At 70.8% G+C, this 16058-nt stretch carries 8 protein-coding genes, 1 tRNA gene and 1 pseudogene; 3 read left to right on the top strand and 7 right to left on the bottom strand.

Annotated elements, in window-relative coordinates:
• Window positions 1-44: 44 nt before the first annotated feature.
• A tRNA-Lys gene (locus ACKUB9_RS06545) sits at window positions 45-120 on the top strand.
• A 612-nt stretch (window positions 121-732) separates the two neighbouring features.
• On the opposite strand, the pseudogene ACKUB9_RS06540 reads toward ACKUB9_RS06545, so the two are convergent.
• Window positions 733-947: pseudogene (locus ACKUB9_RS06540) on the bottom strand (IS3 family transposase); the annotation flags it as partial.
• Between the two features lie 299 nt (window positions 948-1246).
• On the opposite strand from ACKUB9_RS06540, the gene ACKUB9_RS06535 reads away from it, so the two are divergent.
• A complete protein-coding gene (locus tag ACKUB9_RS06535) occupies window positions 1247-2551 on the top strand; it encodes a glycoside hydrolase family 19 protein (RefSeq protein WP_407520400.1) in 1305 nt (434 codons plus the stop codon).
• A 220-nt stretch (window positions 2552-2771) separates the two neighbouring features.
• Window positions 2772-5687 (top strand): Dyp-type peroxidase, encoded by a 2916-nt coding sequence (locus ACKUB9_RS06530; protein ID WP_407520397.1) that lies wholly within the window; start codon window positions 2772-2774, stop codon window positions 5685-5687.
• Window positions 5688-5876: 189 nt separating this feature from the next.
• Here the strand turns inward: ACKUB9_RS06530 and bcsN are convergent, their stop codons facing one another.
• From bcsN to bcsS, 6 genes are all read right to left on the bottom strand, one after another.
• Window positions 5877-6914, bottom strand: coding sequence for a cellulose biosynthesis protein BcsN (gene bcsN, locus ACKUB9_RS06525; protein ID WP_407520395.1), 1038 nt, complete (start codon window positions 6912-6914; stop codon window positions 5877-5879).
• 22 nt (window positions 6915-6936) lie between these two features.
• Window positions 6937-8880, bottom strand: coding sequence for a tetratricopeptide repeat protein (locus tag ACKUB9_RS06520; protein ID WP_407520392.1), 1944 nt, complete (start codon window positions 8878-8880; stop codon window positions 6937-6939).
• Complete coding sequence (locus ACKUB9_RS06515) at window positions 8865-10004, bottom strand: family 8 glycosyl hydrolase (RefSeq protein ID WP_407520389.1); 1140 nt, start codon at window positions 10002-10004, stop codon at window positions 8865-8867. Before ACKUB9_RS06515 ends, ACKUB9_RS06520 begins: the two co-directional genes overlap by 16 nt.
• Window positions 10001-12586 (bottom strand): cellulose biosynthesis cyclic di-GMP-binding regulatory protein BcsB, encoded by a 2586-nt coding sequence (locus ACKUB9_RS06510; RefSeq protein WP_407520386.1) that lies wholly within the window; start codon window positions 12584-12586, stop codon window positions 10001-10003. The genes ACKUB9_RS06515 and ACKUB9_RS06510 overlap by 4 nt, the downstream gene beginning before the upstream one ends.
• A 7-nt stretch (window positions 12587-12593) precedes the next feature.
• Window positions 12594-15050, bottom strand: a complete 2457-nt coding sequence (bcsA, locus tag ACKUB9_RS06505) for a UDP-forming cellulose synthase catalytic subunit (RefSeq protein WP_407520384.1) — start codon at window positions 15048-15050, stop codon at window positions 12594-12596.
• A gap of 131 nt (window positions 15051-15181) precedes the next feature.
• On the bottom strand, window positions 15182-15907 hold the full coding sequence (gene bcsS, locus ACKUB9_RS06500) for a cellulose biosynthesis protein BcsS (protein WP_407520477.1): 726 nt from the start codon (window positions 15905-15907) through the stop codon (window positions 15182-15184).
• Between the last annotated feature and the right edge of the window lie 151 nt (window positions 15908-16058).

The raw sequence follows: 16058 nt of genomic DNA, 5'->3' as shown, positions 1-16058 counted from the left end.
TTCGGGCCGGTTGGTGGCCGGCCCGACCCGCTCTCCGGAGCGGCGGGTGCATAGCTCAGTTGGTAGAGCAGCTGACTCTTAATCAGCGGGTCCTAGGTTCGAGCCCTAGTGCACCCACCAATCATCTCAAGGACTTGGCCGATATCCGAGGCGCCATTTCGACAGGGCGTCAGCGGCTTATCTCGACGAATCCTTCCTCGTCGTTCTCGCGTCCGATCGTTTCCTCGCGCCCGCCTGTCGGTGCTTCGGGGTTTCGTGCGCGTACCGGAGTCAGTGCCGCGGTGGTGAGATGACCACTCCGCGCGCGGAGCTGAGCGTCTGTCGGGCTGGCCTCAGCGCCTTCGACGTTGCCGCCCATGGCGCAGGCCCATGAAGCCGATTTCGGGGTCGATGCCAGACGCCGTGCGGATGTCGGAAATGCACTCTCGGAGGTAGCGCTCCTGCCAAGGCAGATGCACCTTTCGGCGACGGTCCTGCGGATCACGCGTAGCCATCAGCGTCCCGCGCCGCGGCATGTCTTCCAGCCGCGCGATCAGATCCGGCCGGAGCACTGCGCATCGACATCGAACAGTGGAAGGTCGATCAGGTTGCCGGTTCGGTAGTGAAATGCCTCGACTAAGTCGGGCTCCGCCGCGGGGCTTGTAATGCCCCAGAAATCAGCCGTCCGAGGATGTTCTACGGTCTCTGAAGCCAGAAGAACGCGATCAGGGGCGGGCGTGCCGATCGTAGGCTCGTGTGACAATCGACGATTGTCAGGATCCGGAGTGAACGCCCATCGAAGAGGCCGTCGGCCGTGAAGTCCATCATCAGACCTCGTCGGGACCGCCGATTGCCGGTCGGCCTTGGCGATAGCGCCAAGCCGACTTGCGCCTGAGCAGCTTAGGTCGGATCGACAGCCTTTCGTCCCGGTAGAGCCGGTAAGTGCGCCTATGGTTGACGGCCAGCCCTCTCACCGCAACTTGGACCTGATCCTTCGCCTCCTCCCGAGGACGCCTCTGGTCGCAGGGCGACCGGGTGCGGCACCGTGACGGATCCGGAGCTCAAGGCAGCAATCGTGCGGCGATCCACGGCGCACGCCGCCGGTCGGCGTGAAGACGGATGTCTGTAGTGAAGGCATGCCGTCGCAGAAATGATGATTTCGATTGACTATGAAGATTAGGCTGCTTAGATTGACCCTTGCGCGTTTCTGCGATTTTCCGACGATCCTTTGGCTCGTCTGATGTGCAAGCCTTTCTGGAGGCACGCGATGTCGCAGTCGGACATTGATATTTCGACTTTCCTTACTGCGGCGAGACTCAATGCGATCTGCCCATCGGCCGATCCGGATATTGTTGAGACAATCCTGACCGACGCGCCGAAATCCTTTCCAGGCGCGGGCCTAACGACCGCGACGTCCATCTGCCACTTCCTGAGTCAGATCGCCGCCGAAACCGGCGGCCTGGGGCGCCTCGACGAGAATCTGTATTACACCACGCCGAGCCGCCTGATCACCGTGTACGGAAAGGGCAAATTCCCGGACATCGCCACCGCAAGGAAGTATATCAAGAGCCCCAAGAAGCTCGCCAATTACGTCTACGCAGGCGTGAATGGCAACACCCTCCCGGACGACGGTTACACCTATCGCGGAAGCGGCCTCATCCAGTTGACCGGCCGGGGAAATTTCGCAGCCGTCGGCAAGCTGGTCGGCATGCCGCTCGAGGACGAACCGGACCTCTGCCGGCAGCCGGACAGCGCGCTCGAGATCGCGCTCGGATACTGGAGGCTGAACAGGATCGGTGAGGTCGCGACGGACACGACGGACGCGGCGGTCGCGGCCGTCACGAAGCGCATCAATCCCAAGCTGCTCGGCCTGCCCGAACGCAGGAGCTACTTCAGGAAGGCCCTGAGCGTCCTCATCCCGCCCAAGCCGGTCCCGAAGCGAACCGAGCGACTCCGGGCGGATCTTCAATCCATCATGGGTGGGGAAGCGGCCGTCGCGGAGCATGTGGCCGCGGCGGAGGCCTCGGTGCCCGCGCGCCTGTCAGGCGCGCATTGGGTAGCGCTGTTTCCGACCAGCCGCTCGCTCGACGATCTCAAGGAGCCGTTCCGGGCTGCCGCGAGCGCGTTCGTGGATGCGCTGCGCCGGGGCGGCGCGACCGTCAGCATCAGCGCCACCTTTCGACCGGCCGAGCGCGCCTACCTGATGCATTGGGCCTGGCAGATCGCCAAGAAGGCCGTCGCGCCCTCCGCCGTGCCCGCCATGGCCGGCGTTCCGATCCAGTGGGATCACGGCACGCTCGCCAAGTCCCGGAAGGCCGCGCAGGACATGGTGAACGGCTACGACATCGTCTTCCGTCCCGCGCTCAAGTCGCGTCACACCGATGCCCTCGCCGTCGACATGACCATTTCCTGGAGCGGCGCGCTGGCGATCCGTCAGAAGAACGGCACGACGCTGACGATCGGGACGCAGCCGCGCAACGGCAGCAATTCCCAGCTGATCAAGGTCGGCAGCGGCTACGGCGTGATCAAGCTCGTCAGCGACCCGCCGCACTGGTCGGTCGACGGAAAATAGGACGCCTGCAGAGCGTCGCGGAAGGGCTGCGCGGATTTCGGGCGGGGGGAGGCTGGACGAGCGCAGGATCCGCCTCGTCCAGCCGGTGACGAGGCACGGCGAAAAGCCGGTCGCCCGACGACGAACGCTGCGTCGCGGGCAGGGAGCAAACCGGGCCAGGTCCGCACCGCGCGACGCCCAAAGGCGTGCGCACCGGGATCCGGCCGATCCGGGGGGAGCCATGACCCAATCGATGGTGACGAGCGCGATCCCGTTCGATCGCGGCAGGGCCGATGTCGTCGACGCGCTGCTGGACACCTATCGGCCCGACCTGTTCCACCGGAGCGGCAGGATCCGCGAGGCACTGCACGACAAGGGCGTGCACTTCCTCTCGATCACGGTGGTGCGCGGCGACGGGACCGAGCCGACCCACCTCGTGCTCGAAATTTCCGCCGACGGCGGTCCCGACGACGCCTACGCGGCGGTGGCGGCGAATCTCGAAGCCTGGATCACCCCGATCCTCCACACGGCCCGGATCACCCTGCGCGGACCGCTCCAGGACTTCCTCGCGGGCCATCGGGTGCGGACCGGGCAGGGTCTCTTACAGGTCGCGGGCCTCGACTTCTGCGGCACGCCCGGGCTGTCGGTGGCGCGCATCAAGCAGGAGTGGGACTTGGCGCGCAAACTGCGGGATGTCCTCGACGCGAGCCCGCCGGACGTCCGGGCGCTCGACACGTTCTACCGCGCCAGGCGGATCGTGGCCGAGGATCCGGACCTCAAGCCGCTGCTGAGGCCGGAGCCCCTGGAACGGATCGCCGCCGCGGAGACGAGCGGGCTCGACGCCGCCTACATCGTGGGCCTCGTCCTCACCGGGCTCGCGACGTTCCTCTGGCCGGTTCTCGCCTTGCTCGCGCTCCTGCTCGCCGCCGCGACGGTCGCGGCCTGGACGTCGCACGGCGCGACGGTCGGCGCGCTCACCCTCGTGGTCGGGCTCGGCGTCGCTCTGGCGGTGGTCGTGGGAGGGCTCGTCGCGCTCTATCTCGCCCTGCGGCGCAAGGAGGCGGCGAACAGACCCGTCGACGGCCTGCCCGATCCGGACCTCATGGCGGCGATCGCCGACAGCGAGAACCTCAAGGACACCCAGCAGAACCACCTCGCCGGCATCTCGGTCATGCAGCCCGGCCTCCTGCGCGAGCTGACCCTGCGGATCGCCTTCTGGGCGATCGGCCGCATGATCACGGACCGGCGCTTCCGGCCCGGCTTCCTGAGCGACATCGGCACGATCCACTACGCCCGCTGGCTCCGGCTGCCGGGGACGAACAAGCTCCTGTTCTTCTCGAACTACGGCGGCAGCTGGGAGAGCTACCTCGAAGACTTCATCACCAAGGCCTCGGCCGGGCTGACCGGGGCCTGGAGCAACACGCTCGGCTTCCCCCGCACCGAGAACCTCTTCTTCAAGGGCGCGACCGATGGAGACCGCTTCAAGCGCTGGGCGCGCCGGCAGCAGCAGCCGACCCGCTTCTGGTACAGCGCCTATCCCCACCTCACGACGGCGCGCATCCGCACGAATGCGGCGATCCGCCAGGGGCTCGGCCGGGTCTCGACCGAGGACGAGGCGGCAGCTTGGCTCGGCCTGTTCGGCTCCAAGGTCAGGCCCGACAGCCTCATCGAGACCTTCGAGGTCCAGACCCTCCTCTACGGGGGCCTGAGCCGGCACCGCTTCGCCGCCTGCCTCGCCCTGCGGCTGCCCGAAGAGGCCGCAAGCGCCCGCGCCTGGCTCGCGAGCATCGCGCCGCGCATCACCTTCGGAGACCAGCCGCCCCGCGACAAGGTCCTGATCGCTGCGCTCTCGGCGAGCGGCCTGAGGAGACTCGGCCTGCCCAAGGACACCTACGACGCCTTCCCGGCCGGCTTCCGGGCCGGCATGGATTCGCCGGGCCGGGCCACCATCCTGGCCGATACCGGCGACGATGCGGCCCGTCACTGGCTCTGGGGCGGGCCTTCGACGACGGTCGACGCCGTCCTGCTGCTCTACGCCGATACGGAGGCGACCCGCGACGCGGAGGCCGCGAGCCTCGCGGCGGCGATCGCCGAGACGGGCGGCGCGGTGATCCACCGGGTCGATCCGGGTCCCCTGCCCGCTTCGGAGGGCGATGCGGTCAAGGCGGTGCGCGAGCCGTTCGGATTCGTCGACGGCGTGTCCCAGCCGATCGTCAGGGGCACGCGTCGCTGGCTTCGCCAGTCCGACGCGATCCACACGGTCGAGCCCGGCGAGTTCCTGCTCGGCTATCCGGACGGGCGCGGCTACTTTCCGCCCTCCCCGACGGTGCCGGCCGCGCTGGACCATGGCGAGCTGCTGCCACTCGCCGACCCGGCCCAGTCGCGCGGTGCGCTCATCCCGGATTTCGGAGTGAGCCGGCGCGAGGCCGCGCGCGATTTCGGGCGCAACGGCACCTTCCTGGTCATCCGGCAGCTCGCCCAGGACGTCGCGGCCTTCGACGCCTACCTGGAAACGGCGGCGCGCGACCATGCCGGCCACCCTGCCATTCCCGCGCAGCTCGATCCGGCCCTGCTGCCGGAATGGATCGGCGCCAAGATGGTCGGGCGCTGGAAGGACGGCTCCTCGCTGGTGCGCTTTCCGCACGGGCCGGCCACCCGACGCCACGCGCCGGACCGCTTCCGGCCGGACAACGGCTTCCTGTACGGGGCCGAGGATCCCCTCGGCGAGCGCTGCCCCCTCGGCGCCCACATCCGCCGGACCAATCCGCGCGAGAGTCTCGCCCCGGACTCGAAGAGCGAACTCGGCATCGTCAACCGGCACCGCATCCTGCGGGTCGGGCGCGCCTACGGTCCGGCCGGCAGCGGCGATCCCGGGGAGCGCAAGCCCGGGCTCCTGTTCATGTGCCTCAACGCCGACATCGAACGGCAATTCGAGTTCATCCAGCAGACCTGGGCTTACGCCTTGCAGTTCCACGGCCTGGAGAACGAGGTCGACCCGATCATCGGGCGAGGCGGCAAGACGGGCCGCCTGACCGTGCCCTCGCCGCGCGGTCCGCTCAACCTGACCGGCATCAAGGACTTCGTCCGGATGCGCGGCGGCGCCTACCTCTTCATGCCGAGCCGGAGCGCTCTGCACTTCCTCACCCGCCTCGACTGAGGTGGCGGGGACCAGCGGAGGTCGACGCTGGTCCGAAGGTCCCGTCCGCGTCACCGGCGGGGCGATCCGAGGGGCGGATCGTCGTCGCCCACCGGCCCCGCCATCACGCCACCGGCCCGCGTCGCGGGGCCGGCAGTGGCGGGGCGCGCCGTCATCGCGGACCGACCATCAACATGGATGCGGGCGGGGCTACCAGCCGAACGGTGGCGGGGTCGGGCCGCGATAGGCCTGCGCCGGCAGGGCTCCCGACACCGGTTCCGTCTGAACGGCCGGCTGCTGGACCGGCATGGGGGGCGGGCCGCCGGCGCGTCCGGCCCCGGCGGAGAGGACCGGCCCGGTGAGGAAGCGCGGCTCGGTGAGCGTGCCCGACCCTGCCGGCCCAGGACGCGGAACGACGAGCGTGCCGGCGGACACGGCAGGAGGCACGGGAGCGGGCGGCGCGAGATAGGTCGCGGCCCCGCCGGCTGCGGGCTGGGGGACGGGGCGGACGGCCGCCACCGGTGCCGGTTGGTCCGGCCTGGGTGACGAAGCCGCGACGTCCTGTCCGGCCGGGCGGGTCTGCGGCGCGGGGCGCCGCCGGAGCGGGCGCAGGACGGAGGAACCAGCGGTCCCGAGCCTGAGACGCTCCAGGCCACCGATGATCGCCTCCATGTCTCCGGTCGCCGCACCGCACCGATGGACGCGGATCGACGCGGCGAGCCGCGCGCCGGGCACCGGAAGGTCGGCGGCGAGGCTCGGCACTGGGTCGATCCACTGCCACGCGTAGACGCAGCGCTCGGCGAGGGCGATCCCGACCGGGCCGTAGGCATTGTTCACGGGCCGGGACGAGACCCGGTAGAGCGAACGGGGGGCGAGGGCGGCGAGTTCGGACGCGATGCCGGCTCGGGTGGGCTTCGTCGGGCCCGAGCCGCCGCCGGCGCCCTGCTGTCCCACCGTGAGGTCGATCCAGCCGCCGTCGCCCGGACCGCCGAAGGTGATGCGCTGGTGCAGGCCCTGGGGACGATCGTCCGCCTGGATCGATCGCGCGGTCTCGGCACCCGGCATCGACACCAGCGAGCGCGACCGGGCCGTTCCGGCGAGCGATGCGAAGGAGCCCCGGCTCTCCAGAGCCTGAACCGACCGGTGGCCGGTTCCGGCCGTCGTGCAAGCGGCCAGCGAGGCCGCGGCCACCGCGAGGCCGAGAAGGCGTGCGGCGAGCGCAGCGATGCGGGAATGGCGCGAGATCATCGATCCTGTTCCGAGATCGGCCTCACCGCACGGCGGCGGGCGGGGCGTCGAAGGGGCCGAAACGGTCTCCGTCGCGGGTCTGCGTCAGGCGCTGGCCGCCCGAGGGGGCGTTTGCCTGGTCGGCGTGGGCCAGGGTCCCGATCGCGGGCGGCGGCAGGCCTCCCTGCAGGGTGGGACGGTCGGCGCCGTTCCAGCCCGGCAGGAGCGAGTAGCCGTAGCGTTCGTAGGGCATCGGCCCGACCCCCGGCACGCGGCGCGCGATCAGGGGGGGCGCTGTTCTCGTCTCGCGCAGGAAATCGCCCTCCCGCCCCCGATCGAGGCCGCTCGGCAGCGTGGTGAAGCGCAGTGGGTTCTCGGCCGCGACCGGGTGAGGGAAGTCGCTTCGCTTCACGGGCAGCGCCTGCGGCTGGAGCCCGGCACCGCCCGCCGGCTTCGGCACGCGGGCCGTCGCTTGGCTGATCACGGCGCGCTGCGGGGGCGGATTGGCGCGGGCGGGTGCGCAGGGCCCCGGATCGGCGCCCTCCTCCGGCACCGCGAAGACGAGGTCCACGAGCTTGGGAAACAGGCCGTCGTAGCGGTTGACGACGTCGAGGGAGTCGCGCGTGCGCTTCTGGCGGGCCAGAGAAAGGGCGTAGCCGAGAACGGCCGCCTCGCGCGGCTTCCAGGCGGTCGCCCGCTCGAACCACTCGATCGCGGCATCGAACTGGCAGGCGTTGTAGGCGTACCAGCCGAGCGCCTGCGCCCCCTCGCCCGAGCTCGTCGCCAGGACGACTTTCGCGAAGCGGTCGAGGCGCGGCGCATCCAGCGTCGCCACCGGCACCTGGGTCAGGCGGCGCTCCATCATGTCGATGTAGAGCGCCGTGTTGGTGACCGAGGCGGCGCGCCACGCATAGGCCACCTCCTCGGCGTCGCGCTCCTGGCCGACCTCGCGCAGGGCGAGGGCGAGCCCGGTCGCGACGGTGGCCCCGCCTCCCCGCGCGATCGCGGCCTTGAACCAGTCCAGGGCCTCCCGGAACTGGCGCCTCTGATAGGCGTACCAGCCGAGCAGGCTGAGCTGGTCCGGATCGCCGAGCCGGCGGACATGGTCGCTCAGCGCAGCGACGTCGCCCGCCTCGATGCGCCCGACGGCCTCGTCGTGCAGGACCGCGACGATCCGGGCCCGGGTGACGTCGAGGCGGAGCGCCGCGAACTCGTTCGTCCCGTCGGCGGCGGGCTGGCCGAGGGCGAGGAGTGGCTCGACCTGGGCGATCGGCAGGACCGCCATCGCTTTCTGGATCGTCGCCAGGCGCAGAGCGGATTCCCGCTGGCTCGCCAGGATGCCCCGGTAGAGGCCCGCTGCCTGCCCCGTATCGCCGGTCCGCGCATAGGCCTCGGCGACGAGCCACGCGATGTCGATGTCGGGGCTGCGCATGGCGTCCGGGATCGCGCGCACCCGCGCGATGACGTCGGTCCAGGCGCCCTCGCGCGCCGCCGCCTTCACCTCGGTGCGCAGGGTGCCGCGGTTGAGCTTGCGGGCGAGATCCTCGGACGGCTGCCATCCGGGATCGATCGCCTGGCGCGCCGTGATCGCGGCGCGCAGATCGCCGAACCGGCCGGCCGTGAAGAGGTCCCACATCGGGGCTTCCTCGGGCGGGCTCGGCTTGAGGGTGTCGAGGTCGGTGGGGACCTTCCAGTTCGGATAGCGGCGGCGCAGCCGGGCGATCTCGGCCTGGACGCGCTCGGTCTGTCTCAGGGAGGCGTAGTACCGCAGCGCGCTCTCGTCGATGATCTCCCCATCCGGCGTCGCGGCGCCGTCCCTGCCCAGGATCACGGGTGCACGCCGCTCGTCGAGCTGGATCACGCCCACCGGGGCGTTCGGCGCCTGCGCCGTTACGGAGCCCGGAGCAGCCAGGACGAGCAGGGCCGTCAGGGGCGCGGCCGTCCGGAGGCGGGCCGTCCGTCGGGAGAAGCTCAGCGCCCCAGGCATGACGCGTACCTCATGTTCACGGTGGCGAGGGCCAGGAGCTGGAGCGTGGCGGGATAGTAGTTCTGCTGCGAGCCAGGGTCCGGGAGGGCGAAGGGCGGCGACGCCGTGCCGGCCGCGCAGGCGGTCAGCGCCGCGACGGCGAGGTAGCCGGGCTCCTGCATCCGTCCGGCCACGTCGTTGCTCGCCGCATCGACGATCGGCAGGCCCGCAGCCTCGACCTCGCTCCACGCCTTGACGAAGGGAGCGTAGTATCGGCGCTCCGTCACGCCCGCCATGGCGAGATAGAGCGGCACCCGGACCGCATTGTAGGAAAAGACCGCGGGAAAGCCCGCGGCCGGCTTCGGCTCGCCGCGCAGCGAGGTCCATTCCACCGGGAGCGCCGCCTCGCCGAACCGGGCGCGAAGCACGAGGTCGAGGCCGGCAGCGGAGAGCCGGGCCCAGTTGAATTCCGGGGCCACGGCGGGCAGACGCGCGAGGGCGGGGAAGATCCAGTACGACAGGTTGACCACCGGGCCGTCGGCCCTGTCTTCGGCCGAGAAGCCGGCCATGCCGGGCAGGAGCAGCGGCGGGCCCTCGGTCTTGAACAGGACCGTCCGCCGGCCGACATCGACGGCGATGCGCCGCGCGGCGAGGCGGTAGCCCTCGTCCGACCACGCCTCCGCGGCCTCGATCAGCGCCCAGGCCACCAGGATGTCGCCGTCGGTGGCGTTGTTCATGTCGGCGACGCCCGGCCGCTTGTCGGGCTCCCAGCGCCAGGCCAGCAGGGCGTCGTCGCGCACCGCCAGGTTGGCGCGGGTCCAGTCCCAGATCCGCTGGAAGGTGTCTCGGTCGCCCGCCGCGACGGCGAGCAACATGCCGTAGCCCTGGCCCTCGCTGTGGCTGATGCGGCCGTTGGCCGTGTCGACGACCCGGCCCTGGTCGGAGACGAAGCGGGCCTTGTAGGCACGCCACGCGGCGGTATTGCCGAGCGCGTTGAGGAGCGGGGCGGCCTCGCCGGCGCGTCCGGCGGGCTCGGCGGTGCGGGCGGGCGGCTCGACCGGGGGCCGCAGCTGCTGCGCGGTGGCGGCCGACGCGACGCTCGCGGCGAGGAGCGCCGCGGTGAGGCGGGCGAGCAGGGTCGTCATCGGCGCTCTCCGGTCGTATGGCCGCCCTCGTCGCGGCGCTCCGTGCTCGTGCGTCCCACGCCCCGCAGCATGGCCGAAGTGGTGAGGCCGAGACTCACGGCCGCCGCGAACAGCATCAGCGCGAAGGTCGACGGGTTGCTGGAGAACCAGCCGGCCACGATGAGCCGTAGGTTCTCGAAGGTGCGGGGCGTCGTCTCGACGATGTGCGTCCGCGCCGCCTCGTAGGTCGTCACCGACCCGTCGTTGGCATCGAGGACGGCGACCCGGCCCTGGAGCCGATCCCATACGGCCGGCGAGGTGAGGCAGGTCACGGACGCCTGGAGCGCCGCCGCGGTCGGCGCCGTGACCACCGTGAGCAGGGAGCCGACGTCGCGTCCGCCGATGCCCTGGCCGACGATCAGCGAGGCGCGCGCATCCACCTCGATCTCGGCCTCCCGCACCTGCGTCTCGGTCCAGCGGGAGGCGGCCGCGTAGGCGTCCTGGGCCGCCGCGCCGAGCTTGGCGCCGACGGTGGACAGGCTGTCCCCGATCGTGTTCGTCCCGCGCAGCGAGGCCCCCCAGCTGGAGGCGAGATCGGCGGCCTGGACCCGCGCGGGTCCCGGACGGGTGCGCTGCACCACCGGGAGGCTCCGGGAGGTGGCGGCCGGCAGGGCGCAGGCCGGCGAGAGGTTGGTGCGCAGCCGGTCGAGGCTCAGCCCCTCGGCCGGAGCGGGAGCCTTCGCCGGCTCGGCGCCCACCGGCACGGCCCGCCCCTGCCAGATCTGCTGGATCTGCTGCGGGTCGAGCCCGGCCGCCCGCAGCACCTCCGGGTCCAGGGAGCGGACCGGCCCCACCACCAGGGTGGGCGTCCGGCCCTCCAGCGGCCGCTCGTTGGCGAGTTCGAAGTTCACGGGCCGGCCCGCCGCGAGGGCGAGGTGCACCGCCATCGTGACGGCCGCCCCCATGCTGTCGCGATCGGGCGTCGGCACCACGAGCCGGGGCCGCCGGGCGAAGCCCACGAAGGGCGCGCTGCTGCTGGCGGTGGCGGCGAGATCCGGCAGGCGCAGGGCCCGCGCGAGGCGCGGCAGGGAGAGCTTCGTCTCGTTGAGGAAGAGGAAGCGCTTGGGCTCCACCTCGTCCTCCCTGCAGACGCGGTCCTGCGCGGCGGGGAGGTACGCCGAGATGTCGATGCGGTTGCGGCCCGGGCGCCAGCGCCCGAGCGGCAGGGCGACCTGCGCGTCCCGGAACATCTCGCCCTCGGCACGCGGCAGCGGTGTGCTGGCGGCGTTGCGCCCGTTGACGTCGATGACGACGTGCGCGCGCGGATCGAGCCCGGCCGTGTAGCCGCCTTCGAGCGTCAGGACGGCTTTGCCGTAATCCGCCGTGATCACGTCGGCGGGAAGGACCACGTCGAAACCCGTGCGGAACAGACGGCCGGTGAACTCGCGGTTGGCGACGCCCAGATCGGCGAGGCGCAGGGTCTCGCCCCCGCGCAGTTCGGTGCCGCGCGAGAGGGCGAGCATCCGCAGGCCGGGCGCGCTGCCCGCGGCGGCATGGGCGGCGGAGGCGCTCACGGCTTCGAGGGCGGCCGCGATGTCGGCGGCATTGCTGCCCGGGACGACCAGGGTCGCGGCTCGGTCGGTCGCGGCCGGCAGGAAGGTCAGCGGCTGGCCGCTCGCCACGTCGCCGGGACCGATGCGCGCGACCTCGCGCAGGTCCTCGGGGTTGCCGATCACGAGGTTGAGGCCGGCGGGACCCTGCCGTGGCGGGCCGAACTCGACGGAGACGTGGGTGTAGCCCCCCGCAAGGGCGACGCGCTGCAGGAGCCCGACGACCTGCTCGAAGACCTCGAAGGTCGGCTTGTCCCTCAGCACCACGCGGATCGGCACCGTGCCGCGCGCGTCGGGCGCAACCGCCGCGAGGTCGCGCAGGCCCTGGGCGCTACCGCTGCCGGGCGGCAGCACGAAGCCGGTCCACGAGGGATCGATCTGCGTCCAGAGTTCGTAGGTGGCCGGCAGGGAGCAGTCGACGCGGTGGCGGTGGACGCCCGTGATGGAGACGGCGTTGTAGCCGGGCTTCAGCAGCCCCGGCGGCAGGTCGAACTCGACGAGCTTCACGGCGCCGGGCGCGCGGATCGCCGAGCGGCCGACCACCGTGTCGTTGATCGTCAGGGTCAGGGAGGAGGTTTCCGGGACGACCGAGATCGCCGCGAGATAGCCGATCCGGAAGCGCAGATTTTCCTGCGCCTCGGCCTCCGTCAGATAGACCGGCCATTGCAGGCTGCTCTCCTCGCCGCTCAGGCGCAGCCCGCTGCGCGTCGCCGGGAGCGGTCGCTGCGGCACGAGCGTGAGCGGCGGGGGAGCCGAGACCTCGGGGGCGGGTGCCGGTGCGGCTGGGCGGACGGCCGCGTCCCGCACATCGGGGCGCGTCTCGGCTCCGGGGACGGCGAGGGCCTGGGGAGCGCCGCGCCCGAGGAAGGCCTGCGCGCCGGCGTCATGCGGTACGGCGAGCGCGAGGAGGGCCGCGGCGCCGAGCCGGCGCAGGATTCTTGGCGCTGCGGGAGCGCTCGTCGTGGCGGGGCGGAAGAAACGATCTGCGGGCATGGCAGCCTCACCCCAGGCTCGGTTGCGCGGAGGGGTCGAGGTCGGCTTGGCGGCGGCCCCGGTTGTGGGCGAGCGCGGCGTTCTCCGCCTCCAGCATCATCGTCAGCCACGCCGGCGTCGCACCCGGGGCCTCGGCCGGCCGCGGCGGCGCGGCCGTCTCGGCAGCCCGCGCCAGGGCGGCGTCCGGGACCGGCGTGAGCGCGCCGCGCGCATTCGCGGTGAGGCGCCGGTGCATGCGGGCCTCGCGCGGCAGCGGCACCTCCGCTTCCGCCTCCGTCTCCCGCGGCGCGCGCGCGCCGAGGTCGGAGACCAGGCAGACCAGCGCGCGCAAGGGACCGACGATGCCCCAGGCGATGAACTGCAGGGTTCCGGCGAGGAGGTTCTTGTGGTTGCGTCGGCGCTGCTGGAAGCGCCGCATCGCCTCGGCGTCGCCGTACATCAGGTCGGCGAGGACGTAGTAGCTGGCGGGCGTCATGTCCTCGAACACGACGTCGCAGACCGATTCCTCCCCGACCAGAACGATTCCGGCGACGCGGGCCCGGATCGCCGCCCGCGCCTGCGCCTCCGTGAGGTCGGGACGCGGCGCGATCGCCAGCGTGCCGATGCTGCCGTCGTCGTCGCGCCGCATCGGCACGATCGCGTCCATACGGATCCGCGCCCGCTCGGCCGAGATGCGCTCGACCGCGACGTCGATCGCCATCCCGTTGAGGGTCAGGACCGCCGGGCGCTGCACGGCGAGCGAGGGCGTCTTCTCGGTCTGGCGGCGCTCCGCCGCCGCGCCGAGAGCCGCTCCGGCGGTGATCAGGCCGAACAGGTTCCACAAGCCGACCACGAGCATCAGGTCGGTGATGCCCGGCTCGTAGAGGTAGCGATAGGCCGACACCACGGCGCCGGCGAGCAGCACGACGAAGACGAGGAAGAACGGCAGCGCGAGCGGCGAGAGCTGGTCGCGGTCCAGCGTCACGTTCTTGGCCGTGACGTTGAACTGCGGCTTGCGGGGCGACAGGATCACCGCCACGGTCGCCCGGATCAGGAACAGACCCTGGATGTACTCGTAGAGTTCGGACACGAACGGCCATCGAAGCCGACCGTACAAGTAGTTCTGCATCAGCAGATTGACGACGATGTAGGTCGCCGTGTAGGCGATCGCCTCGTCGACGTTGGCCACCACGATCTTCAGATCGAAGAAGATGTAGAGCAGTGGGGCGAACATGAAGATGAGTCGAGGCAGCGGAAAGAACCAGAAGGTCATGCTCGACAGGTAGCAGAGCCGCTGGATCGGCTTGAGACCGCGCTTGAAGAGCGGGTTCTTCAGCAGCATGATCTGCAGCATGCCCTGACACCAGCGCGAGCGCTGGCCGATGAACGCGGTCAGCGTGTCCGGCTGCAGGCCGGCGATCAGCGTCTTGTCGACGTAGAGGCTGGTCCAGCCGCGGGAATGCAGCTCGAAGGCGGTCTCGCAATCCTCCGTGATGGTGATCCCCGAGAAGCCCCCGGCCTCCTCAAGCGCGCGGCGGCGCAGCAGGGCCGCCGAGCCGCAGAAGAACGAGCCGTTCCACTTGTCGAGGCCGCGCTGCGTCTCGGCGTAGAACATCTCGTTCTCGGAGGGCATGCGGTCGAAGGTGCGCAGGTTGCGCTCGACCGGGTCCGGGTTGAGGAAGGCGTGCGGCGTCTGGACCAGAAACAGCTTCGGGTCGGCCGCGAAGTGCCCGACCGTGTCGCGCAGGAAGGACCGGAAGGGAACATGGTCGGCGTCGAGGACGACGACGATCTCGCCGCGCGAGTGCTGGAAGCCGTTGTTGAGGTTGCCCGCCTTGGCGTGGGCGTTGCGGCGGCGCGTGAGGTACTCGACGCCCAGCGTCTCGCAGAGCTTCTGCAGGGTGGCGCGTCGCGTCCGCGCCTCGACCGCCTTGGTGCGGTCCGAATCGGAACACTTCTGTTCCGTTCCGCCGTCGTCCAGCAGCCAGACCGTCAGCTTGTCGGCGGGGTAATCGAGGGACTTGGCCGCCGCCAGCGTGGCCGCCAGGATGTTGCTGTCCTCGTTGTAGCTCGGCACGAAGATGTCGACGGTCGGCAGGGCGTCGTCGTCCGCCATCTGGGGCGGTGCGCGCGAGACCGGATCGGCGTTCACGATCAGGCTGACCACCAGGATGTAGAAGCAGTAGAGTTCCGCCGCGAGCAGGACGACGCCGCAGCCGAAGCCGAGCAGATCGCTCGTCGGCGGCAGGGTGCTGGAGACGCGCCAGTAGAGGTAGCGCAGCACGACGAGGCTGCCGATCGCCAGGAACACCGACCGGGCGACGCGCCCGCGCAGGAAGGCCCAGGCGAGGATCATCAGGGCGATCGCCCCGAGGCTCATCTCGAGCTGGACCGCGGTTCCCACGGGCTGGACCAGCAGGGCGAGGACGACCGCCACGCTGGCCAGCCACAGCGCTCGCGCGATGACAACAGACACGGATCCCATCTCCTGCTTCAAAACAAGACACAGCTGTGTCGCCGCATCCTTCCGCAAAATTCACGCCGATTCGTGCCACGAGACGTAACGGAAGCGCCGAGACTCGTGTTGTCTTCTCTGTGCTGAAACTTTTTATTAACCTAGAAGGCCGCGCGCGCTTCGACGCTGGTGTAGTAGCCGCCCTTCTGGACCCGGTCGTAGGCGTATCCGGCGCCGAGCGAGAACTTGACCGGCCCGACGAGGAAGCCCGTCAGGTGCGCGCCGACCCGCCACTGGTTGAAGAAAGCGTCGCCCAGAAAGGTCGCCTCCGGCCCGATGAACACGCCATCGGCCACGGCGACACCGGCTCTCACGCGGGCGTAATAGGCGCGGAACAGCGTGGAATAGGAGGCGTTCGCCGCGAACAGCGTGTCGACGGTCGGGTTGAGGTAGATGTCGGCCGCGATCTTGGCGCCGACGCCGGTGCCGACCACGGGGTTGCCCGGATCCGGGATCGACAGCTCGTTGTGGCGCACGTTGAAGCCGATGTAGCCGGCGATCGCCGCCTGCTGCCAGATCCACTCGTAGCCGAAGAGGGCGGAGACCTCCTCTTGGAATCCGCGCACGGTGCGCCCGTTCGCGGTGTCCGGGTAGGAATACACGCCCGTGACGTTCTGGAGGCGCACGCGCGGTCCGCTCTCCGTGAGCGTGTTCACGGGGGCGATCGTGGCCGTCACGGCGCCGAAGGCCGAGCTGTTCGACGTGACCGTGGCGGCCGCATCGACCGCGACGATCCAGTCGTCCTGCGCCACGACCGGCTCTTTCCCCGTGTACCAATCGGCCGCGAAACAGACGTCCGTCGTGACGAGCGCTCCCGTCAAGACCACGGCGCACGACCGGATCAGTTTCTTGGCAGACACGACGTCACCTTTCGCTCTTGTGTCAGGTCGGATCGCGCGCGATTCGCTGACCCGTCGATATTAAGCGGGTGCGAGGCGGCATGGCTAGCGGGTGTGACCGCATTACTATGATATGTGC

The organism is Methylobacterium oryzisoli, assembly GCF_046557895.1.
Classification (GTDB): Bacteria; Pseudomonadota; Alphaproteobacteria; order Rhizobiales; family Beijerinckiaceae; genus Methylobacterium; species Methylobacterium oryzisoli.
The sequence above is the reverse complement of the archived record's forward strand: the minus strand, read 5'-3'. Positions and strand labels throughout refer to the sequence as shown.

Bases quoted from the DNA above. Each gene is read 5' to 3' on its own strand.
- bcsA (WP_407520384.1), bottom strand. From the start codon at position 15,050: ATGGGATCCGTGTCTGTTGTCATCGCGCGAGCGCTGTGGCTGGCCAGC.
- ACKUB9_RS06530 (WP_407520397.1), top strand. From the start codon at position 2,772: ATGACCCAATCGATGGTGACGAGCGCGATCCCGTTCGATCGCGGCAGG.
- ACKUB9_RS06510 (WP_407520386.1), bottom strand. From the start codon at position 12,586: ATGCCCGCAGATCGTTTCTTCCGCCCCGCCACGACGAGCGCTCCCGCA.
- ACKUB9_RS06535 (WP_407520400.1), top strand. From the start codon at position 1,247: ATGTCGCAGTCGGACATTGATATTTCGACTTTCCTTACTGCGGCGAGA.
- bcsN (WP_407520395.1), bottom strand. From the start codon at position 6,914: ATGATCTCGCGCCATTCCCGCATCGCTGCGCTCGCCGCACGCCTTCTC.
- ACKUB9_RS06515 (WP_407520389.1), bottom strand. From the start codon at position 10,004: ATGACGACCCTGCTCGCCCGCCTCACCGCGGCGCTCCTCGCCGCGAGC.
- ACKUB9_RS06520 (WP_407520392.1), bottom strand. From the start codon at position 8,880: ATGCCTGGGGCGCTGAGCTTCTCCCGACGGACGGCCCGCCTCCGGACG.